Origin of the sequence: Geodermatophilus obscurus DSM 43160 (assembly GCF_000025345.1) — a bacterium.
Classification (GTDB): domain Bacteria; phylum Actinomycetota; class Actinomycetes; order Mycobacteriales; family Geodermatophilaceae; genus Geodermatophilus; species Geodermatophilus obscurus.
Map to the genome: position 1 here is coordinate 3,470,673 of NC_013757.1, position 20,152 is coordinate 3,490,824.

At 75.1% G+C, this 20,152-nt stretch carries 20 protein-coding genes, 1 pseudogene and 1 riboswitch; of the genes and pseudogenes, 10 read left to right on the plus strand and 11 right to left on the minus strand.

Features of this window, described 5'->3' with window-relative positions; all coding sequences use genetic code 11:
• Nucleotides 1–30 precede the first annotated feature (30 nt).
• On the plus strand, nucleotides 31–438 hold the full coding sequence (locus GOBS_RS16170) for a dihydrofolate reductase family protein (protein WP_049788334.1): 408 nt from the start codon (nucleotides 31–33) through the stop codon (nucleotides 436–438).
• Here GOBS_RS16170 and GOBS_RS16175 read toward each other — a convergent pair.
• The 4 genes from GOBS_RS16175 to GOBS_RS16190 are packed head-to-tail and all read right to left on the minus strand — an operon-like array spanning nucleotide 435 to nucleotide 4,262.
• On the minus strand, nucleotides 435–1,247 hold the full coding sequence (locus GOBS_RS16175) for an ABC transporter permease (RefSeq protein WP_012949334.1): 813 nt from the start codon (nucleotides 1,245–1,247) through the stop codon (nucleotides 435–437). The two genes, GOBS_RS16170 and GOBS_RS16175, sit on opposite strands and share 4 nt — an antisense overlap.
• Nucleotides 1,244–2,155: an ABC transporter ATP-binding protein gene (locus tag GOBS_RS16180; RefSeq protein ID WP_041242377.1), complete on the minus strand. Its 912-nt coding sequence runs from the start codon at nucleotides 2,153–2,155 to the stop codon at nucleotides 1,244–1,246. Before GOBS_RS16180 ends, GOBS_RS16175 begins: the two co-directional genes overlap by 4 nt.
• 5 nt (nucleotides 2,156–2,160) lie before the next feature.
• The gene (locus tag GOBS_RS16185) at nucleotides 2,161–3,267 is read right to left on the minus strand and encodes a LolA-like protein (RefSeq protein WP_166487426.1); all 1,107 of its coding nucleotides are present in this window, start codon (nucleotides 3,265–3,267) and stop codon (nucleotides 2,161–2,163) included.
• Between the two features lie 41 nt (nucleotides 3,268–3,308).
• Entirely contained in the window at nucleotides 3,309–4,262 is a 954-nt protein-coding gene (locus GOBS_RS16190) for a DUF808 domain-containing protein (protein WP_012949337.1), read from the minus strand.
• Between the two features lie 213 nt (nucleotides 4,263–4,475).
• On the opposite strand from GOBS_RS16190, the gene GOBS_RS16195 reads away from it, so the two are divergent.
• The 3 genes from GOBS_RS16195 (at nucleotide 4,476) to GOBS_RS16200 (ending at nucleotide 5,996) form a co-directional block, all read left to right on the plus strand.
• Entirely contained in the window at nucleotides 4,476–4,985 is a 510-nt protein-coding gene (locus tag GOBS_RS16195) for a hypothetical protein (RefSeq protein WP_012949338.1), read from the plus strand.
• A 63-nt stretch (nucleotides 4,986–5,048) separates the two neighbouring features.
• Entirely contained in the window at nucleotides 5,049–5,213 is a 165-nt protein-coding gene (locus tag GOBS_RS27610; RefSeq protein ID WP_012949339.1) for a hypothetical protein, read from the plus strand.
• Nucleotides 5,214–5,327: 114 nt separating this feature from the next.
• Nucleotides 5,328–5,996: a hypothetical protein gene (locus tag GOBS_RS16200; protein WP_012949340.1), complete on the plus strand. Its 669-nt coding sequence runs from the start codon at nucleotides 5,328–5,330 to the stop codon at nucleotides 5,994–5,996.
• On the opposite strand, the gene metF is transcribed toward GOBS_RS16200, so the two are convergent.
• The gene (gene metF / locus GOBS_RS16205) at nucleotides 5,990–6,892 is read right to left on the minus strand and encodes a methylenetetrahydrofolate reductase [NAD(P)H] (protein WP_012949341.1); all 903 of its coding nucleotides are present in this window, start codon (nucleotides 6,890–6,892) and stop codon (nucleotides 5,990–5,992) included. The genes GOBS_RS16200 and metF overlap by 7 nt on opposite strands.
• 179 nt (nucleotides 6,893–7,071) lie before the next feature.
• Here metF and GOBS_RS16210 point away from each other — a divergent pair, with 179 nt between their 5' ends.
• From GOBS_RS16210 to GOBS_RS16220, 3 genes are read left to right on the plus strand one after another with little or no spacing between them, the layout of a single operon-like run.
• On the plus strand, nucleotides 7,072–8,199 hold the full coding sequence (locus GOBS_RS16210) for a polyprenyl synthetase family protein (RefSeq protein WP_012949342.1): 1,128 nt from the start codon (nucleotides 7,072–7,074) through the stop codon (nucleotides 8,197–8,199).
• Entirely contained in the window at nucleotides 8,199–9,683 is a 1,485-nt protein-coding gene (crtI, locus tag GOBS_RS16215) for a phytoene desaturase family protein (RefSeq protein WP_012949343.1), read from the plus strand. The genes GOBS_RS16210 and crtI overlap by 1 nt, the downstream gene beginning before the upstream one ends.
• Nucleotides 9,680–10,633 carry a phytoene/squalene synthase family protein gene (locus GOBS_RS16220; RefSeq protein ID WP_012949344.1) on the plus strand — a complete coding sequence of 318 codons (954 nt, stop codon included), beginning with the start codon at nucleotides 9,680–9,682 and terminating at the stop codon, nucleotides 10,631–10,633. The genes crtI and GOBS_RS16220 overlap by 4 nt, the downstream gene beginning before the upstream one ends.
• Here GOBS_RS16220 and GOBS_RS28900 read toward each other — a convergent pair.
• The 3 genes and pseudogenes from GOBS_RS28900 to GOBS_RS16230 all read right to left on the minus strand — a co-directional run.
• A pseudogene (locus tag GOBS_RS28900) lies at nucleotides 10,630–10,839 on the minus strand (lycopene cyclase domain-containing protein); the annotation flags it as partial. The gene GOBS_RS16220 and the pseudogene GOBS_RS28900 overlap by 4 nt on opposite strands.
• A complete protein-coding gene (locus GOBS_RS16225) occupies nucleotides 10,836–11,201 on the minus strand; it encodes a lycopene cyclase domain-containing protein (protein ID WP_012949346.1) in 366 nt (121 codons plus the stop codon). The gene GOBS_RS16225 and the pseudogene GOBS_RS28900, both read right to left, overlap by 4 nt.
• Nucleotides 11,202–11,226: 25 nt before the next feature.
• Nucleotides 11,227–11,550 (minus strand): Rv2175c family DNA-binding protein, encoded by a 324-nt coding sequence (locus GOBS_RS16230; protein WP_012949347.1) that lies wholly within the window; start codon nucleotides 11,548–11,550, stop codon nucleotides 11,227–11,229.
• A 76-nt stretch (nucleotides 11,551–11,626) separates the two neighbouring features.
• A riboswitch (ZMP/ZTP riboswitch) is annotated at nucleotides 11,627–11,711 on the plus strand.
• A gap of 28 nt (nucleotides 11,712–11,739) precedes the next feature.
• On the opposite strand from GOBS_RS16230, the gene GOBS_RS16235 reads away from it, so the two are divergent.
• The 3 genes from GOBS_RS16235 (at nucleotide 11,740) to GOBS_RS16245 (ending at nucleotide 16,289) form a co-directional block, all read left to right on the plus strand.
• The gene (locus GOBS_RS16235) at nucleotides 11,740–13,212 is read left to right on the plus strand and encodes a glycine hydroxymethyltransferase (RefSeq protein WP_012949348.1); all 1,473 of its coding nucleotides are present in this window, start codon (nucleotides 11,740–11,742) and stop codon (nucleotides 13,210–13,212) included.
• A 165-nt stretch (nucleotides 13,213–13,377) separates the two neighbouring features.
• The gene (pknB, locus tag GOBS_RS16240; protein WP_041241531.1) at nucleotides 13,378–15,375 is read left to right on the plus strand and encodes a Stk1 family PASTA domain-containing Ser/Thr kinase; all 1,998 of its coding nucleotides are present in this window, start codon (nucleotides 13,378–13,380) and stop codon (nucleotides 15,373–15,375) included.
• Between the two features lie 23 nt (nucleotides 15,376–15,398).
• Nucleotides 15,399–16,289 carry a deoxyribonuclease IV gene (locus GOBS_RS16245; protein ID WP_012949350.1) on the plus strand — a complete coding sequence of 297 codons (891 nt, stop codon included), beginning with the start codon at nucleotides 15,399–15,401 and terminating at the stop codon, nucleotides 16,287–16,289.
• 357 nt (nucleotides 16,290–16,646) lie between these two features.
• On the opposite strand, the gene GOBS_RS16250 is transcribed toward GOBS_RS16245, so the two are convergent.
• The 3 genes from GOBS_RS16250 to GOBS_RS16260 form a co-directional block, all read right to left on the minus strand.
• A complete protein-coding gene (locus GOBS_RS16250) occupies nucleotides 16,647–17,663 on the minus strand; it encodes a threonine aldolase family protein (RefSeq protein WP_012949351.1) in 1,017 nt (338 codons plus the stop codon).
• Nucleotides 17,656–18,993 (minus strand): class II 3-deoxy-7-phosphoheptulonate synthase, encoded by a 1,338-nt coding sequence (locus GOBS_RS16255; protein WP_012949352.1) that lies wholly within the window; start codon nucleotides 18,991–18,993, stop codon nucleotides 17,656–17,658. The genes GOBS_RS16250 and GOBS_RS16255 overlap by 8 nt, the downstream gene beginning before the upstream one ends.
• A gap of 103 nt (nucleotides 18,994–19,096) precedes the next feature.
• Nucleotides 19,097–20,119, minus strand: a complete 1,023-nt coding sequence (locus tag GOBS_RS16260; RefSeq protein ID WP_012949353.1) for a 6-phosphofructokinase — start codon at nucleotides 20,117–20,119, stop codon at nucleotides 19,097–19,099.
• Nucleotides 20,120–20,152: the final 33 nt, after the last annotated feature.

The window sequence follows — 20,152 nt, forward strand, 5'->3', positions numbered from 1 at the left end:
CATCGGCGCCACGATCACGGGCCGGAACGTGTGTCCGGCCCGGTTCGCGGCCCGTGGGACGGCAGCGACTGGACCGGCTGGTGGGGCCCGGAGCCGCCCTACCACCACCCGGTCTTCGTCCTGACCCACCACGCGCGCAACCCGGTGGAGGTGGCCGGCGGCACGACGTCCACCTTCGTTCCCGAAGGCATCGAGTCCGCGCTGGAGCAGGCGTTCGCCGCGGCCGGTGGCCCGGACGTCCGGTTGGGCGGTGGACCGGCCACCGTGCAGCAGTACCTGCGCGCGGGCCTGGTCGACGAGCTGGACATCGCCGTCGTGCCGGTGCTGCTCGGCAGGGGCGAGCGGCTTCTCGACGGTCTGGAGGGAGCGCCGCCGCTGGAGTGCGCCGAGGTCGTCGCGTCGCCGTCCGTGGCGCACATCTGCACGGTGCGCCGCTAGCTCGTGACGTCCTTGGTGGTGAAGTTCGCCCAGGCCGCGGCCAGCAGCACGCCGACGTAGAGACCCTGCAGCGCCAGCCCGCGCACGACGTCCCGCCACAGGATCGGGTCGCGGAACAGGTCGACGAACGCCAGCCAGTACCGGGTGGGCAGGTAGGGCGCGATCGGTGAGGCGGCGTCCAGGGTGAACAGCAGCGAGGAGGTGACCAGCACGGCGAGCGCGCCGAGCGCGGCGGCCAGCGGCGAGTCGGTGAGCGTGGAGAAGAACAGCCCGAAGGCGGCGACGCCGAGCATGGAGACCGTGACGTAGCCGATGGCCATGAGGCTGCGGCCCGCCAGCTCCTGCTGCGACAGCGAGGTGCCCGACACCGACGTACCGCCGCCGACGGGCTGGGTGTCGAACAGCGTCGTCCCCACGACGTAGCCCACGCCCGCCACCACCAGCACGGTGACCAGCACGAACGCCATGAGCGCGACCAGCTTGGCGACCAGCAGCCGGGTGCGCCCGGACGGCCGGACCAGCAGGTAGCGCAGCGTGCCGGCCTGCGCCTCGCCAGCGACGGCGTCCCCGGCGACGACGGCGACCGCGATGGGCAGAAACAGCGGCAGCACGATGGCCAGCGCCGCGAGCGGGAACAGCGCGCCGTTGGTCAGGACGGCGGACAGGAACGGCGGCCCCTCTCCCGGCCGGGGCGCGAGGTCGGTCAGCTGCAGCAGGACGGCGACCAGCACCGGCAGCGCGTTGAGGACGGCGATCGTCACCCAGGTGCGGGGACGGCGGAACAGCTTGCGCAGCTCGACGCCGATCACCGGACCGCCTCCACCCGGTCGGCGCTGGTGCCGGCCGCGGCGAGGACGACCTCCTCCAGGGTGGGCCGCTGCAGCGCCAGCCCCGTCACCGGCACCCCCGCGCCCACGAGCAGTGCGTTGACCTCGGCCGGGTCGGTGCCGCGCACCACCACCCGCGAGCCCTCGACCCCGAGCACCCGCCCGTCGAGCACCGCCCGCACCCGGTCGGCGGCCGGGGTGTCCACCACCGTCGCGCCGGTGGGCGCGGTCAGCCGGGCCAGCTCGTCCTGCAGCACCAGCCGGCCGCGGTCGAGCACGCCGACGCGGGTGCACAGCTGCTCGACCTCGGCCAGCAGGTGGCTGGAGAGGAACACCGTCGTCCCGCCGCGGTTCAGCTCGAGCAGCAGGTCGCGGATCTCGTGGATCCCCTGCGGGTCCAGGCCGTTGGTCGGCTCGTCGAGCACCAGGAGCTCGGGACGGCGCAGCAGCGCGGCGGCCAGCCCCAGCCGCTGCCGCATGCCGAGGGAGTAGGCGCGCACCGGCCGGCGGTCGATGCCGCCGAGCCCCACCTGCTCGAGCACCTCGTCGATCCGCGCCCGGCGGGTGCGCCGGGAGCCGCCCGGCCCGGCGGCGTCGATCAGCCCGAGGTTGGCCCGCCCGGACAGGTGCCCGTGGTGCGCCGGCCCCTCGACCAGCGCGCCGACGCGTGGCAGCACCCGGCGGCCGGCGCGCGGCATCCGCCCGCCCAGCAGCTCGACCTCGCCGGCCGTCGGCAGCACCAGGCCCAGCAGCATCCGCACCGTCGTCGTCTTGCCCGAGCCGTTGGCGCCGAGGAACCCGTAGACGTCGCCGGCGCGGACGTCGAGGTCGATGCCGTCGACCGCGCGCAGCCGGCCGTAGCGCTTGACCAGCCCCCGGGTGCGGATCACCGCCGTCACGACGCGGCCCCGGGCAACCGGCGCGCGGCGTCGGCGAGCGCGTCGAGGGTGACCGTGCCGGTGAGCACGTAGGCCGGACCCTCGCCCGGGTCGACCAGCATCAGCCCGAGCGGGCCGGCGGCGACCCGGGTGCCCAGCTCGTCGGTGACAGCGTCGGGGCTCGCGGTCAGCGCCTCGCGCAGCCCACCGGCCAGCCGGCCCGGCACCGGCGCGGCCGCCAGGAGCGTGACACCGCGGCCGTAGACGCCGACCGCGTCGGGGACGCCCTGGAAGGTCCGCCGCGGCAGGCCGGCCAGCTCCCGGGGCAGCCGCACGTCCGGCGCCCGCTCCTCGGCCTGCGCGATCAGCTCCTCGGTGTCGGGCGCGGTGAGCAGGGTGGCCTCCGGCGGCGGGGTGAAGGCGACGACGTCGGCCGGGGGGACGGCGAGGTCGAGGTCGAGGAAGCGGGTGTCCAGCGCCGGCAGGCCGGCGCCCTCGGCGAACACCTCCACCTGCAGCGGCAGCCCGCTGGCCGGGTCGACCCAGACGTCGACCCGGCCGACGGACGAGGCGACGTCGGCCGGCACCAGCCGCAGCCCCAGCGCGTCGCGGCCGGCCACCCGGCGGGCTCCGGCGCGGGAGAGCTCCTCGTCGGCGGCCTCGGACAGCAGCCGGCGGCCGAGGGCGGCGGGCAGCAGGTCCGGCGGGGTGGGCAGCGCGAGAGACGCCGGGGTGCCGCGGGTGGCGGTGCCGGCCTCGAAGTCCCACGTCCAGGTGCCGCCGGGGTCGCGGTGCACGCCGGTCTCCCCTGCTCCGCTCACCACGTCGACCCGGTGCTCCTCCGGGCCACGCCACCACACGCGCATCAGGGTGCGGTCGCTGAACAGGTCGGCGACGTCGGTGAGCCGCTCGGACACCGGCAGGGCCAACCCCCCGGCCGACACCGCGTAGCCGGAGAAGCCGACGTCCTCGCTGGTCAGCACCACGGCGCGCAGCTCGGCGGCGGGCACGTCGGCGTCGTCCGCGGGCAGCGCCGCCACGACCGTGGGCAGCGCCACCAGCACCGCGACGAGCAGGCCCACCGCCGCCCACCGGGCGAGCGCGCCTCGCCCCCGTGCGGCCATGCGAGCAACGGTACGTGCGCGGGTGCGCCGCGCCGGTCCCGCTAGTGCGACGTCCCGCCCGCCGGGTGAGCCTTGCGCCGGTGCACCGTGAGGTTCATGACCAGCACGATCAACGCCCCGACGACGAGCCCGGCGAGCGCGCTGGCCAGGGTGTTGACGAGCCACCCCACCACCCCGCCGAGGGCTCCGGTGGCCTCGTGCGCGAGTTCCTCCAGGTGGTGCACGGCGCCGTAGACGGCGTGCAGCCCCAGCTCGTCGGAGCCCACCAGCAGGATGTGCCCGCCGACCCACAGCATCGCGGCGGTCCCGACCACGGTCAGGGCGGTGAGCAGCCGCGGCATCGCCTTCACCAGTCCGTGGCCGAACCGGGAGATGCCCTTCCCGGGGCGCTGGGACAGGGACAGCCCGACGTCGTCCATCTTCACGATGAGGCCGACGACGCCGTAGACGAGGATCGTGATGCCGACCGCGACGACCGCGAGGATCACCGCGCGGGACCAGAAGCCCTCGCCGGCCACCTCGTTCAGCGAGATCACCATGATCTCCGCCGAGAGGATGAAGTCGGTGCGCACGGCCCCGCTCACGATCGTCTTCTCGTCCGGGAGCGCCTGCTCCACCGATGCGTGGGCCTCGGAGTGGCCGCTGAGCTTGTGCCAGACCTTCTCCGCGCCCTCGTAGCACAGATAGGCCCCTCCGATCATCAGGATCGGGGTGAGGAGGAACGGCAGGAACTGGCTGAGCAGCAGGATGGCGGGCAGGATGATCACCAGCTTGTTGCGCAGCGAGCCCAGGGCGATGCGCTTGATGATCGGGATCTCGCGCTCGGCGGCCAGGCCGTGCACGTACTGCGGCGTGACGGCGGTGTCGTCGACGACGACACCCGCGGCCTTGGCGCTGGCTCGTCCTGCAGCCGCCCCGATGTCGTCGACGGAGGCAGCGGCGGCGCGCGCCAGGACCGCCACGTCGTCGAACAGGGCTACGAGTCCACCGGCCACGGAACGTCCTCTCAGTTGGTCTGCACCCGTGTGCTGTCCCAGTGATCGTGGTGCGTCCAGCCGTGCTGCGCGCGGCCACCCGTCCGCCGATCCCGACCCTGTTACCCGACCGGGACACGCCGAACGCATCTTCGGAGGGTCCGCCCTCTGGCGACCCGGACCGGCACTGTGGAGCGATGGGCTGCTCACCGAGCGCAGCAGGAGGGTGGGACCATGCGGACGGCGGACGACGGCGCGGCGCTCTGGCCGGACCGGTACCTCACCGACGGCCGGCTGGTCGTCGTCCGGTCGCCCCGGCGCGAGGCGTCGTCGCGGCGGGCCCGGCTGCGCGCGGCCGCCGTCCGGCTGGACCGGGCCGCCCGTGCCCGGCTGCGCGTGCCGTCTCCCGCCCCCGAGCCGTCCCCGCCGGCACCCGAGGCGGCGTTCGCCGCGTGGGACACCACCGAGGCGCGGGTCGCCGCGGCCGCCGGGCGGGCGTGGGCGGAGACGGTGCGCGAGCCCTCCTGGTCCTCGCCGCTGCTGGCGACGAGCCGCTTCGACGGCCAGGCCGAGGTCGACCGCATCGTCGACCTCGCGCTGCGCATCCGGTCGGCCCGCGTCTCCCTGGGGCTGCGCCCGGCCGGGACCGCCGCGGAGTACTGGGACCGCCAGTCCGCCGCGCTGGAGGCCGCGGCGCTCCGGCTCGGGCACCGCGCCGACGCGCTGATCCGCTACCGCGACTAGGCCGCGCTGCTCTCGACCGAGCTGCACCAGCTCGCGGACCTGGAGCGGCTGGAGCGCACCGCCGTGGAGGTCGACGGGATCACCGCCGCGACGTCGGCGCCACCCGGCCAGGGGGACGGCGACCTGCGCGCGGTGGCCGACGAGATCGCCGCGGTGCGGGGCGCGGTCGCTGAGCTGGTCGAGCTGATGACCCGCACCCGGGCGCCGCTGGCCGAGCCGCTGGACTGAGCGCACGGTGATGTGCGCTCGTGGCGCGTTCTGGGGCCGGAGTGCGCCGCAACCGCACACCACCAGGCCGATCCGCGTGCATGGCCCGGCGGCGACCGCGGGTAGAGCGACTCCATGGCGCCTCCCATCAGCGACGCGGTCGTCGTCGACGTCCTCCGCCGGGTCGACCGGCTGACGGTCCCGCTCGTCCGCCGGCTGGGCCGCCCACCGGAGCTGCCCCAGGCCGAGCGCGAGGAGTGGTGGGCCGACCGGGTCTCCCGCGTCGCCGCGGGCGTCAGCGCCGTCCCCCGCTTCGCCGGCAAGCTGGCCGACCTGCTGCCGCTGCAGAACACCGTCGGCTCGGCGGTCCAGGCGCTGGTCGTCGGCGGGGTGGCCGCGGAGCACGGCGTCCAGGACGAGGCCGAGCGGGTGTCGCTGCTGGCGGCGGTTCTGCTCGACCGCGACCTGCCCGCGGAGCGCGTGCGGCCGCTGCTGGCCCGAGCCCGTGGCGCCTACGCCGAGGACGTCCTCGGGGAGAAGGAGGACCGCAGCGCCGTCCGCACCCTGTGGCGGGTCGCCCGGCTGCTGAGCCGCATCGACGACACCCTCGACGCCCGGCCCAAGGGCAAGCTGCGGCACCGGGCGCTGTCCAACCTGCCGGTGGTCGGCACGATCGGCGGCTACGCGGCCGAGCGGGAGGGCCTGCGCCGGGCGGCGGCCGAGACGGCGGCGCTGCTGGCCGGCCGCGCCGGCCGGACCGCGGCGGCCGGACCCGGTGGCCGGCCGGCCGACCCGGTTCAGTGAGGAGATCCGACCGCCGCCAGGTTGGCGTGGACCTCGCGGGTCGCCGTCGACCGGTTCATGGTGATGAAGTGGATGCCCGGCACGCCCTCGGCCAGCAGCGTCCGGCACAGCTCGGTGGCGATCTCGACGCCGTAGGCCCGCACCGCCGCCTTCGCCTCGGGGGTGTCGCCGTCCAGCTCGGCGAAGCGGGCGGCCAGCTGCTCGGGGAAGGCCTGCCCCGACAGCTGCACGATCCGGGTGATCTGCCGGGCGTTGGTCACCGGCATGACCCCCGCGATGATCGGCACCTCGCAACCCGTGGCGGCCACCCGGTCGCGCATCCGCAGGTAGTCCTCCGCGCGGAAGAACATCTGCGTGATGGCGAAGTCGGCGCCGGCCCGGCACTTGCGCACGAACATCGCGACGTCGGTCTCGAAGTCCGGCGACCGCGGGTGCCGCTCCGGGAAGGCGGCCACGCCGACGGAGAAGTCGCCCATCGAGCGGATCAGCTCGACCAGCTCCGCGGCGTACTGCAGCCCCTCCGGGTGGGCCACCCACTCCGCCTGCGGGTCGGCGCCGGGCGGGTCGCCGCGCAGCGCCAGCAGGTTGCGCACCCCCGCGGCGGCCAGCCGGCTGACCACGTGCCGCAGCTCGGCGACGCTGTGGTCGACGGCGGTCAGGTGGGCCAGCGGGGTCATCGTCGTCTCGGTGGCGATGCGCTCGGTGACCGACACGGTGCCCTCGCGGGTCGACCCGCCGGCGCCGTAGGTGACCGACACGAACGACGGCTGCAGCCGCTCCAGCTCGCGCAGCGCCGTCCACAGCTGGGTGGCGCCGTCGGGGGTCTTGGGCGGGAAGAACTCGAAGGACCACGTCGGCCGGCCCTCGTCGAGAAGCTCGCGCACGGTCCGGCTCATGGACAGCGAGGATACGGACCGGCCACCCCCGGAGCCGCGCTGCATCCGGACGGCGCCGGTCCGGCGAAGGACCCCCGGCACCGCTGCACTCCCGGCCCCAGGAGGCTCGACCCGTGGCCCTGACCCACTCCACCCCGATCCCGGCCGCGCCAGATCGAGTCGCCCGCGATACTCGGTCCGTGATCGCCGGGGCGCAGCAGCGCGAGACTCCTGTCCTCCGCCCGGCTCCCCCGCCGGCCGTCGCCGAAATCGACCGCGTCCGCGCGGCCGTCTCCACCGCCCTCACGGACTTCCTCCACGTGCAGCGGCAGACCCTCGCGGCGATGGACGAGTCCCTGCTGCCGGTGGTCGACGAGGTGTGCGCCCTGGCCGACGGGGGCAAGCGGCTGCGCCCGCTGTTCGCCTACTGGGGCTGGCGCGGCGTCCGCGGCGAGCGCCCGGGCGAGTCCGACGCGGCCGTGCTCCGGGCGGTCGCCGCGCTGGAGTTCGTGCACGCCAGCGCCCTGGTCCACGACGACGTCATGGACGGCGCGCTGACCCGCCGGGGCCGACCGGCCACCCACGTCGGCTTCGCCGCCCGGCACGGCGACGGCGAGCTCGCCGGGGACGGCGACACCTTCGGCATCGGCGCGGCGATCCTCGTCGGCGACCTCGCCCTGGTGTGGTCCGACGAGCTGCTGCGCCGCTCGGGCATCTCCACCGCTGCCCTCTCCCGGGCCCGCACCGTCTGGGACACCATGCGCACCGAGGTGACCGCCGGGCAGTACCTGGACCTGCTGCGCGCCGCCGGCGGCCTGCCCGGCGCCCAGGGCGCGCTGACCGTGGCCCGCTACAAGAGCGCCGGCTACACCGTGCAGCGGCCGCTGCAGCTGGGCGCGGCCATCGCCGGCGCCGGCCCGCGCGCCGCGGAGGTCTACACCGCGATCGGCCTGCCGCTGGGGGAGGCGTTCCAGCTGCGCGACGACGTCCTCGGGGTGTTCGGCGACCCGACCGTCACCGGCAAGTCCGCCGACGACGACCTGCGCGAGGGCAAGCAGACGCTGCTGGTCGCCTTGGCCGAGGAGGCCGCGGACGGCGCCGGCCGGCAGCTGCTGGGCGAGGCGCTGGGGAACCCCCTGGCCGGGCCGGAGGAGTTCGACGCGCTGCGGTCGCTCATGGAGTCCACCGGCGCCCGCGCGCAGGTCGAGCAGCGGATCGCCGAGCGCACCGCGCTCGCCCGCACCGCCATCGCCGAGGCCCCGCTGGCCGACGACGCCCGGGCCGCGCTCGACGCGCTGGCCGTCGCCGCGACCACCCGCACCGCCTGATGGTCCGCACCGTCCCCGGGCGCACCGACCGCGTCGTCGTCGTCGGCGCCGGCCTCGCCGGGCTGTCCGCGGCGCTGCGGCTGCGCGGCGCCGGCCGGGAGGTCACCGTCGTCGAGCGGGGGCCCGGCCCGGGCGGGCGCGCCGGGCGGATCGAGGAGCGCGGCTACGCCCTCGACACCGGCCCGTCGGTGTTCACCGCCCCCGAGCTGGTCGCCGACACCCTCGCCGCGGTCGGCGAGAAGCTCGAGGACCGGCTGCAGATGGTCCCGCTGGAGACCACCTACCGCGCGCAGTTCGCCGACGGCTCGCACCTGGACGTGCACGCCGACGTCGACGCCTTCGCCGCGGAGGTCGAGGCGCTGTGCGGTCCGGGTGAGGCCGTGGCGCTGCGCCGGTACCTGGCCGACCTCGCCGAGCTGTACCGGCTGCAGCTGACCACCTTCATCGACCGCAACCTCGACACCCCGCTGGACCTGCTCGGCCCCGAGCTGGTGCAGCTGGCCCGGCGCGGCGGCTTCGGCCGGCTGTCCCGGCACGTCGAGCGGCACTTCACCGACGACCGGCTGCGCCGGCTGTTCAGCTTCCAGGCCCTCTACGCGGGGGTCTCGCCGTACCGCGCGATCGCCGCCTACGCCGTCATCGCCCAGCTCGACATCGGCGCCGGCGTCTGGCACCCGGTGGGCGGGATCGCCGCCGTCCCCCGCGCGATGGCCGCCGCGGCCGCCGACGCCGGCGTGACCCTGCGCCACGACACCGGGGTGCGGGAACTGGAGGTCAGCGGGTCGCGGGTCACCGGCGTGCTGCTGGACGGCGGCGAGCGGCTGCCCGCGGACGCCGTCGTCGTCACCGTCGACCGGCCGGAGACGCTGGTGCCCGGGTTCCGGCGGCTGCGGCGGCCGGTGTACTCGCCGTCCTGCGTGGCCGTGCACGTCGGCGTCCGCAGCGAGCTGCGCGGCCAGGCGCACCACACGATCAGCTTCGGCGCCGCCTGGCGCGAGGTGTTCGCCGAGCTGACCCGGGACGGGCGCCCGATGACCGACCCGAGCCTGCTGGTCAGCATGCCGTCGCGCACCGACCGCAGCCTCGCCCCCGAGGGCGGCCAGGTGCTGAGCATCGTCGCGCCCACCCCGAACCTCGACCCGCACAGCGGCGGCAACCCCGACCTGGACTGGACGACGCTGGGCCCCCGCTACCGCGACGAGGTGCTCGCGGTGCTGGAGTCCCGCGGCTGGACCGGCCTGACCGGCGCGATCGAGGTCGAGCACGTCGACACCCCGCTGACCTGGGCGGCGCAGGGCATGGCCGCGGGGACGCCGTTCGCGCTGGCGCACACCTTCGGCCAGACCGGCCCGTTCCGGACGCCGACGCTGCCGCGGCGCGGGCCGGAGAACGTCGTCCTGGCCGGCTCGTCGGTGCAGCCGGGCGTCGGCGTACCGATGGTCGTCATCAGCGGCCGGCTCGCCGCGGAACGGATCACCGGATGACACTCGTCGAACCCCCGCGCACGCAGGCCGAGCGCCAGGCCCTCCTCGACGCCGCCTATCGGCACTGTGCGGCGATCAACGCCGAGCACGGCAAGAGCTACCACCTGGCCACCCGGCTGCTCACCCCCGAGCGTCGCCCGGCGGTGCACGCGCTGTACGCCGCCGCGCGCACCGCCGACGACCTCGTCGACCACCCGGGCGCGGACCCGTCCGGTGACCTGGCCGACTGGTCCCGCGCGCTGCTCGCCGAGCTGGAGGCCGGCTGGTCCGACGACCCGGTGCGGCTGGCCACCGTGCACACCTACCGCCGCTACGCCATCCCCGTCGAGCACCTGGTGGACTTCCTCGCCGCCATGACCAGCGACCTCACCGTCACCGGCTACGCGGACATGGACGCCCTCGACCGGTACATGTGGGGGTCGGCGTCGGTGATCGGGCTGCAGGTGCTCCCCGTCCTCGGCACCGCACCCGGCGTCGCCCGCGAGGAGGCCGCGCCGCACGCGATCGCGCTGGGCGAGGCGTTCCAGCTGACCAACTTCCTGCGCGACGTCGCCGAGGACGTCGACCGCGGCCGGGTGTACCTGCCCGCCGACGTCATGGCCGCGCACGGCGTGACCCGGGAGCAGCTCGAGGCCAAGCGGTACGACGGCAACTTCCGCGAGCTGATGCGAGAGATGGTCGCGATCGTGCGCCGTCGCTACGACGACGCCGCTCCGGGGACGCCGATGCTCGCGCCGGAGTCCCGCGACTGCGTGCGCGCGGCCACCGACCTCTACGGCGGCATCCTCACCGAGATCGAGCGGGCCGACTACCGGGTGCTCGACCGCCGGGTGCGGGTGTCCCAGCCGCGGCGCCTGGCGGTGTTCGCCCGCCGGTTGACCGCCGCCCAGCTGGCCAGGGTCAGGGTGACCATGGCGAAGCCGAACAGCAGGTCCTCGACCGGCGCGTAGGCGATCCGCGGACCCCAGATCGTGTCCGGGTCGTAGGTGACGACCTCCAGCCCGGTCAGCACGCCGTTCATCAGCAGCTGGAACGTGATGATGATCGCGTAGGCCACCCAGAACACCGGTCGGGTGACCATCCGGGTGCGGTAGACGGCCAGGTCCAGCACGAGGACGGCGGCCACCGCGGTGACCGCGAGCGCGCTGTAGCTCACCGGCCCACCCGCTCCCCGGCCGACAGGGCTTCCTCAGGGGGGTAGCCGGCGTCCCAGCCGGTGACCTTCCGCACCGCCTCCAGCGCCAGCACCGAGCACAGCGGGACGACGAGGAAGAACAGCACCTCCTCCACCGGGATGCCCCCGGGCAGCCGGACGCCGAGGGTCAGCTCGCCGGAGTAGTCCCAGTGCCCCTGCGCGATCGCGTACAGCACCCAGACGAGGAAGACGGCGAACTCCGGCGCGACCGCGACGAGCAGCCGCCGCCACCGGGCGTACACCCGGACCCGCAGCAGCAGCTCCAGCGGCGCGGTGACGACCAGGCAGCCGGCCAGCAGCACGAGGTAGGTCAGCTGCCCCATGCCGCTCCCCGCCCCGCCCGGGCCGTCAGAACGCCAGCGCCTGGGCGCGCCGGGTGACCTCGGTGTGCCGGTCGTCGCGCAGCGCCTCGACGGGGGTGCCCGGGAGCGTCTCGTCGGCGCGGAACAGCCACTCGAAGACCTCCTCGTCCCTGAAGCCGCCGTCCTTGAGCACGGTGATCAGGCCGGGCAGGTGCTTGAGGACGGCGCCGTCCTGGAGGAAGTCGGCCGGGATCCTGCTGTTCCCGCTGCCCGGGACGGCCATGAGCTTGTTCTCGCGCAGCAGCTGGCGGACCCGGTTCGGCGAGACCCCCAGTACGCCGGCGACCTCCGCGGGGGTGAGCGTCTCCATGACGTCCGAGCCTATGACCCGCGCCGTCCGCCGTCCCCGGGACGCCGTCCAGCCGCCGGGCTGCCCGGATACGATGGGCCGGGGCCGTGACTGGCGCTGCTGAGGTGGACCACCACCGGGGAGCGGCCCGCACCACCCCGCCGGGCGCCTGGGCACCCACCCGTCCCCACCTCGCGCTGGAGCCCCGCCATGACCGATGCCACCGCCTCCTCCGACGCCGCCATGCCCTCCGCCGACGCCGCCTCGGCCGCTTACCGCAGCGCCCTGCAGGTCATCGGGGCGGTCGAGCCCCGGGTGGCCGACGCGATCGGCGCCGAGCTCGCCGACCAGCGGGCCTCGCTGAAGCTGATCGCCAGCGAGAACTACGCCAGCCCCGCGGTGCTGCTCACCATGGGCAACTGGCTGTCGGACAAGTACGCCGAGGGCACCGTCGGGCACCGCTTCTACGCCGGCTGCCAGAACGTCGACACCGTCGAGGCGCTGGCCGCCGAGCACGCCCGCGAGCTGTTCGGCGCCCCGCACGCCTACGTCCAGCCGCACTCGGGCATCGACGCCAACCTCGTCGCCTTCTGGGCGGTGCTGGCCTCCCGGGTGGAGTCCCCGGCGCTGGAGAAGGCCGGCGTCCGGCACGTCAACGAGCTCACCGACTCCGACTGGGCGGCGCTGCGCCGCCAGCTCGGCGACCAGCGGATGCTCGGCATGTCCCTGGACGCCGGTGGCCACCTCACCCACGGCTTCCGCCCGAACATCAGCGGCAAGATGTTCGAGCAGTCCTCCTACGGCACCGACCCCGAGACCGGGCTGCTCGACTACGACGCCGTCCGCGCCCGGGCCCAGGAGTTCCGGCCGCTGATCCTCATGGCCGGCTACTCCGCCTACCCGCGCCGCGTCGACTTCGCGAGGATGCGCGAGATCGCCGACGAGGTGGGCGCCACGCTCGTCGTCGACATGGCCCACTTCGCCGGCCTCGTCGCCGGGAAGGTCTTCACCGGTGACTTCGACCCGGTGCCGCACGCCCACGTCGTCACGACCACGACGCACAAGTCCCTGCGCGGCCCGCGCGGCGGCATGGTGCTGGCCCAGCCGGAGTACGCCGACGCCGTCGACCGCGGCTGCCCGATGGTGCTCGGCGGCCCGCTGCCGCACGTCATGGCCGCCAAGGCCGTCGCCTTCGCCGAGGCCCGCCGGCCGGCCTTCGCCGGGTACGCGCAGCGCGTCGTCGACAACGCCGTCTCCCTCGCCGAGGGGCTGACCCGCCGCGGTGCGCGGCTGGTCACCGGCGGCACCGACAACCACCTCGTGCTCGTCGACGTCTCCGGCTTCGGCCTCACCGGCCGCCAGGCGGAGTCCGCGCTGCTGGACGCCGGCATCGTCACCAACCGCAACGCCGTCCCGGCCGACCCCAACGGCGCCTGGTACACCTCCGGCATCCGGCTGGGCACCCCGGCGCTGAGCACCCGCGGCTTCGGGGCGGACGAGTTCGACCGCACCGCCGAGCTGATCGTCGACGTCCTGTCGAACACGACGCCGACCGCCACCCGCGACGGCTCGCCGTCCAAGGCCAGGTACGCGACGGCCGACGGCCTGGCCGACCGGACCCGCGCCGCGGCCGCCGAGATGCTGGACCGCCACCCGCTCTACCCCGGCCTCGACCTGGCCTGAAGGACCCTCCCCACCCCCCGCGAGCTGGCGGTGGGGCCCCCACAGGGGGCCGCCGACCGGGCGTGAGCTGCCGACGTGGCCGGTGTGACGGGTGAACCCGTCACACCGGCCGACGCGCCGCGTGTACGGCCTGCGCAGGACGGACACGCTCCTACACTCGGCCGGGTGGACACCGCCGTGACCGACCCCGTGGTCGGCCTCGTCCTCGAGGGGAGGTACCTGCTCGAGGAGCGCCTCGCCCGGGGCGGGATGTCCACCGTCTACGCCGCAACCGACCTGCGGCTGCACCGGACGGTCGCGGTCAAGGTCATGGCCGAGCACCTGGCCCACGACCCGACGTTCGTCGACCGGTTCACCCGCGAGGCGCGGGCCGCGGCCATGCTCAGCCACCCCAACGTCGTCTCGGTCAGCGACCAGGGCAGCGATCAGGGCCTGGTCTTCCTCGTCATGGAACTGGTCCGCGGGCGCACCCTGCGCGACCTGTTGCAGGCCCGCGGGCGGCTCACCGTCGCCGAGGCCTTCGCCGTCCTGGAGCCGGTGCTCTCCGGGCTGACGGCCGCCCACCGCGCCGGGATCGTGCACCGCGACATCAAGCCGGAGAACGTGCTCATCGGCGCCGACGGCGTGGTGAAGGTCGCCGACTTCGGCCTGGCCCGCGCGCTCACCGGGACCGGGCAGACCAGCCACACCGGCGGCGTGCTGATCGGCACGGTCGCCTACCTCTCCCCCGAGCAGCTCGAGCGTGGCAAGGCCGACGCACGCAGCGACGTGTACGCCGCCGGCGTCGTGCTGTTCGAGATGCTCACCGGCCACCCGCCCTACGGCGGCGACACCCCGCTGGCGGTGGCCTACCAGCACGTGCACCACGACATGCCCCGGCCGTCGGAGGAGGTGCCCGGCCTGCCGTGGGAGGTCGACGAGCTGGTCGCGCGGACCACCCGCCGCGAGCCCGCCGTCCGCCCGCTGGACGCCGGCGCGTTCCTCGCCGACCTCGAGGACGTGCGCAACGACCTGAGCATCGAGCGCGTGCCGGTGCCCACCGGGCGCAGCACCGGCGGTCCGGAGGTCCTGCGGCCGACCAACCGGCCCAGTCGCCCGACCCGGCACACCGGCGACCCGGCCGCTCCGCGCACCGAGGTGCTCGGCCCGGGCGGCACCCGACCCGGCCGCGGCAACCGCACCTCGATGCTGCCGGGCACCGTCGGCGGCGCGGCGCCCGACGCCGGCGGACGGCGGCCCGCGCCCACGCGGCCGCGGCCCGGCGTGCCCGCACACATCCGCCGGCGCCGCGCCCGGCTCGCCGTCGCCCTCGTGCTGCTCACGGCGATCACCATCGGTGCGGTCGGCTGGTGGCTGGGCTCCGGGCGGTGGACGACGGTGCCGCAGCTGACCGGGCGGGAGCAGGCCACGGCCATCGACCTGCTGCAGGAGGCGGGCCTGGACCCCGACTGCTGCGAGGAGCAGTTCAGCGAGGACGTCCCCGACGGCGTGGTCATCTCCGCCCAACCCGAGGGCGGCGAGGCCATCCGCGGCACCGACGTCCGGCTGGTCGTCTCCAAGGGCCCCGAGCGGTTCGAGGCGCCCCCGGACCTGGTCGGCCAGCCGCTGGACGCGGTCCGCGCCGCGCTGGAGAACGTCCCGGTGGCCACCCGCGAGGTGCAGGACTATGACGACGACATCCCGGTCGGCCACGTCACCGGCTTCAAGCCCGAGGCCGGCACCGAGCTCAAGCGCGACGAGGAGCTGGTGGTCTACGTCAGCCGCGGGCACGCGCCGGTGCCGGTGCCCGCCGTCGTCGGGCTCTCCCCGGAGCAGGCGACGGCCAACCTGGACACGCTCGGCTTCACCGTCGAGCGCAGCGAGGGCCGCAGCGCCGACGTCGACCCCGGTGAGGTCATGGCGGTCAGCCCGGCCGCCGGGCAACAGGCGCCCTACCGGAGCACCGTCACCCTGCAGGTGTCGGCCGGGCTGCCGCAGGTGCAGGTGCCCGACGTGGTCGGCCGCAGCCAGCAGGAGGCGGCCGCGCTGCTGCAGCAGGCCGGCCTGCAGGTGCAGGTGAACCAGTTCTTCGGCGACCGGGTGATCCGGCAGAGCCCGGCCGCCGGGCAGACGGTCGACATCGGCACGTCGGTGACGATCCTGCTGTCGTTCGGACAGGACTGAGGACGCTGCGCACTGCTACCGGAGTGCCGCCGATCGGGGCGCACATCCAGATCAAGGGCGGGCTGGCCACGGGCGGCCTGGCCTACACCGACGCGGTCGCCGCGCGTGCCGTGCAGGTCTTCGTCGGCAACCCGCGGGGCTGGCGGCTGACCCCGGGCGACCCCCGGCAGGACGCGCGGTTCACCGCCGGCTGCGCCGAGCGCGGGGTGCCCTCGTTCATCCACACGCCGTTCCTGGTCAACGTCGGCTCCCCCACCGAGGCGACCGTCGAGCAGTCGGTGGCGACCATCGCGCACAACCTCGCCCGCGGCGCCCAGCTCGGCTGCCGGGGCGTCGTCGTGCACGCCGGGTCGGCCGTCGGCGAGGACCGCTACGAGGACGCGCTGCGCCAGCTGCACGAGCGGCTGCTGCCGGTGCTGGAGGCCGCGCCGGACGACGGCCCGCGGCTGCTGGTCGAGCCGACCGCCGGCGGCGGCAGGTCGCTGGCCGCCACGGTCGAGGACCTCGGCCCGTACTTCGCCGCGCTCGAGCACCACCCGCTGCTCGGCGTCTGCTTCGACACCTGCCACGCCTGGGCGGCCGGCCACGAGCTGACCGTGCCCGGCGGGATGGCCGGCACCCTCGACGCGCTGGAGGCCACCGTCGGCCCGGGTCGGCTGGGCCTGGTGCACGCGAACGACTCCCTCGACGAGTGCGGCTCCAAACGGGACCGGCACACCACCATCGGGGCCGGCTCGATCGGCGTTGCCCCGTTCGCGGAGCTGCTCGCCCACCGGTCGGTGGCCGGCGTCCCGGTCGTCGTCGAGACGCCGAGCGAGCGGGACGGCGTGGCCTCGGCCGGGCACGCGGCCGACATCGCGCTGCTGTGCTCGCTGCGCGACGGCCCCGCGCAGGCCCAGGCCCCAGCCGCCTGAAGAAGGGCCCCCCTGCCCCCCACCACTCGCACGCTCGCGGCGGGACCCTGCACGGGGGTCGAGCGGATCGGCGATCTCGGTGATCGACGGTCACCGGCACGGCGACGCCGGACCACGTCGTCCCGTCCCCCACGGCGACACGGGCCGGCACGCCGAACCGGCTGCTGTCCAGGACCCACTGACGGTGTCGCCCGACCCCGACTGCGGCGGACCCGGGCCTCCGACCGGCCCACGGGGGCCGGGGGCCCGCACTGGGGCGCGGACGAACACACGTCAGGCGCCCTCTCCGCAGCGGGGAGAGGGCACCTGACGTGTGTTCGGGCTCCCGACGGCCGCGGCTGGGCAGCCGTCGGTGGGTCAGCGGTCGAGCAGCTCGGCGAGGACGTCGGCGGCGCGGTCGACACCCTCGCGGTCGACGCCGAGGTTGGTCACCAGTCGCAGCCGGCGGGCGTCGGTCTGGCTGACCAGCACGCCCCGCGCCTTGGCGGCCTCGGCCACGGCCGGCGCCGGGACGCCGTCCAGCCGGACCAGGTTGGTCTCGACCGTCGCGGGGTCGAGCCCGAGCCGCTTGGCCAGCAGCTGGGCGTGCTCGTGGTCCTCGGCCAGCCGGTCGAGGTGGGAGTCGAGTGCGTACAGCCCGGCCGCGGCGAGCACCCCGGCCTGCCGCATCCCGCCGCCGAGCCGCTTGCGCCACAGCCGGGCGGCGGCGATCCGGTCGGCCGAGGCGACGAGCACCGAGCCGACCGGCGCGCCCAGCCCCTTGGACAGGCACACCGAGGCGGTGTCGGCGAGCGAGCCGTAGGTGGCCAGGTCGACCCCTGAGGCCACGTGCGCGTTGAAGACCCGGGCGCCGTCGAGGTGCACGTTGACGCCCGCCTGCCGCGACCAGTCCCACAGCGCCTGCAGCTGGTCCAGCGGCTGCACCAGACCGCCGCCGCGGTTGTGCGTGTTCTCCACGGCGACGGCGGCCGTGGCGGTCAGGTGCCAGTTGCCGTGCGGGCGCACCTGGTCGACCAGCTGAGCGACGTCGAGCCGGCCGCCGTCGGAGACCACGGTGCGGGTGGAGATGCCGAACAGGACCGCCGCGGCGCCCATCTCGTAGGTGACGATGTGCGCCTCGGAGTCGCAGAGGACCTCCTGACCGGGCTCGCAGACCAGGCGCAGCCCGATCTGGTTGCCCATCGTCCCCGACGGCACGAACAGCCCGGCCTCGTGACCGAACAGGCCCGCCACCCGCTCCTCGAGGGCGCGGATGGTCGGGTCCTCGCCGTAGACGTCGTCGCCGACCTCGGCCTCTGCCATCGCCCGGCGCATGCCGGGCGTGGGCTTCGTGACCGTGTCCGACCGCAGGTCGACGATCGCGGACTCAGCCACGGAGCATCTCCGCCACCAGGAAGGCCAGCTCCAGCGACTGGCCGGTGTTCAGTCGCGGGTCGCAGGCGGTCTCGTAGCGGCTGTTGAGGTCCTCGTCGCTGATCTCCATGGCGCCGCCGAGGCACTCCGTGACGTCCTCGCCGGTGAGCTCCACGTGGATGCCGCCGGGCCAGGTGCCCAGCGCCCGGTGCACGTCGAAGAAGCCGAGCACCTCGTCGACGACCCGGTCGAAGTGCCGGGTCTTGTAGCCGGTGGAGGACTCGTGGGTGTTGCCGTGCATCGGGTCGCACTGCCAGACGACCTGGTGGCCGCTGGCGGTGACCTTCTCCACGATCGCCGGCAGGACGTCGCGGATCTTCCCGTTGCCCATCCGGCTGATCAGGGTGAGCCGGCCCGGGATGCCCTCGGGGTCGAGCCGCTCGACCAGCTCGGTCGCCTGCTCGGGGGTCGTCGTCGGGCCGATCTTCACGCCGATCGGGTTGGCGATCCGCGACATGAACTCCACGTGCGCGCCGTCGAGCTGGCGGGTCCGCTCGCCGATCCAGACGAAGTGCGCCGAGGCGGCGTAGGGGCGGCCCTCGTGCACCCGCAGCAGCGCCCGCTCGTAGTCGAGGATCAGCGCCTCGTGGCTGTTGTAGAGCTCCACACCGCGCAGCGCGGTGTCGTCGACGCCGCAGGCCTTCATGAACGCCAGGGCCCGGTCGATCTCGCGGGCGATCACCTCGTAGCGCACGCCCGCCGGGGAGCTGGCGACGAAGTCCTTGTTCCAGTCGTGCACCGCGTGCAGGTCGGCCAGGCCGCCGCGGGCGTAGGCGCGGATCATGTTCATCGCGGCCGCGGAGTTGGCGTAGGCGCGCACCAGCCGGTTCGGGTCGGGGATCCGCTTCTCGAGCACCGGCTCGAGGTCGTTGACCATGTCGCCCCGGTAGGAGGGCAGGCCCAGCGCGTCGGTGTTGGACGACCGCGGCTTGGCGTACTGCCCGGCCACCCGGCCCACCTTGACCACCGGCACGCTGGCGCCGTAGGTCAGGACGACGGCCATCTGCAGCAGCGTGCGCGTGGTGCTCTGCAGGTGCGCGTCGGTGTTGAGGTCGAAGGTCTCCGCGCAGTCCCCGCCCTGCAGCAGGAACGCCCGGCCCTGCGCCACCTCTGCCAGCCGCGTGCGCAGCTCGTCGACCTCGGTGGGCGCCACGATGGGCGGCACGGAGGAGAGGGTGGCGAGGACGGCGTCCAGCGCGGCACGGTCGGGCCACTCCGGCTGCTGGGCGACGGGCAGCTCCCGCCAGCGGTCCAGATCGGGCAGCGAGGTCGCCGGGTCGGAGAGTGTCACGCCTCCAGAGGGTACCGGCGGGCGCGGTGGTGCCCTCTGGAACGGCCTCCCTGCGGGGTCCCGCCGCGAGCCTGCGAGGGGTGGGGGGCAGGGGGGTCCTTGCTCAACCGAAGAAGACCTCGACCTCGGCGTAACGCTCCACGGGGACGAGCTTGAGTTGCGCCGTCGCCTCGGTCAGCGCCACCCGCACGATGTCGGTGCCGCGCAGCGCCACCATGACGCCGGTCTCGCCGGCGTGCACCGCGTCGTGCGCGGCCAGCCCGAAGCGGGTGGCCAGCACCCGGTCGAACGGCGACGGGGTGCCGCCGCGCTGGATGTGCCCGAGGACGACGGCGCGGGACTCCCGGCCGGTGCGCTCCTCGATCAGCGAGGCCAGCGCGGTGCCGATGCCGCCGAGCCGGACGTGGCCGAACGCGTCCTTCTCCCCCGTGGTCAACACCCAGTCCCCGTCCTTGGGTTTCGCGCCCTCGGAGACCACCACGATCGGCGAGTAGCCGGAGTCGAACCGGCGCTGGCAGTGCTCGACGACGGCGTCGACGTCGAAGGGCTGCTCGGGGATGAGGACGACGGTGGCGCCGCCGGCCATCCCCGCGTGCAGCGCGATCCAGCCCGCGTGCCGGCCCATCACCTCGACGACCAGCGTGCGGTGGTGACTGTCCCCGGTGGTGTGCAGCCGGTCGATGGCCTCGGTGGCCACGCCGAGGGCGGTGTCGAAGCCGAAGGTGTAGTCGGTGGCGTCCAGGTCGTTGTCGATGGTCTTGGGGACGCCGACCACGCGCACGCCGGCCTCGGCGAGCTTGGTGGCCACCCCCAGGGTGTCCTCGCCGCCGATCGGGATGAGCGCGTCGACGCCGAGCCGCTCCAGCGTGGCCAGCACCCGGTCCCCGCCCCCCTGCAGCGCGTACGGGTTGGTCCGCGAGGTGCCCAGTACCGTTCCCCCGCGGGGCAGGATGCCGCGGACGGCGGCAAGGTCCATCGGCACGGTGTCGCCCTCGAGCACCCCGCGCCAGCCGTCCCGGAAGCCGACCACCTCGTCGCCGGACTGGACGCTCTTGCGCACGATCGCGCGGATGACCGCGTTGAGGCCCGGGCAGTCGCCGCCGCCGGTCAGGATGCCGATGCGCATGGTGCCGTCCTCCGGGAAGGGTCGCGCGCTGCC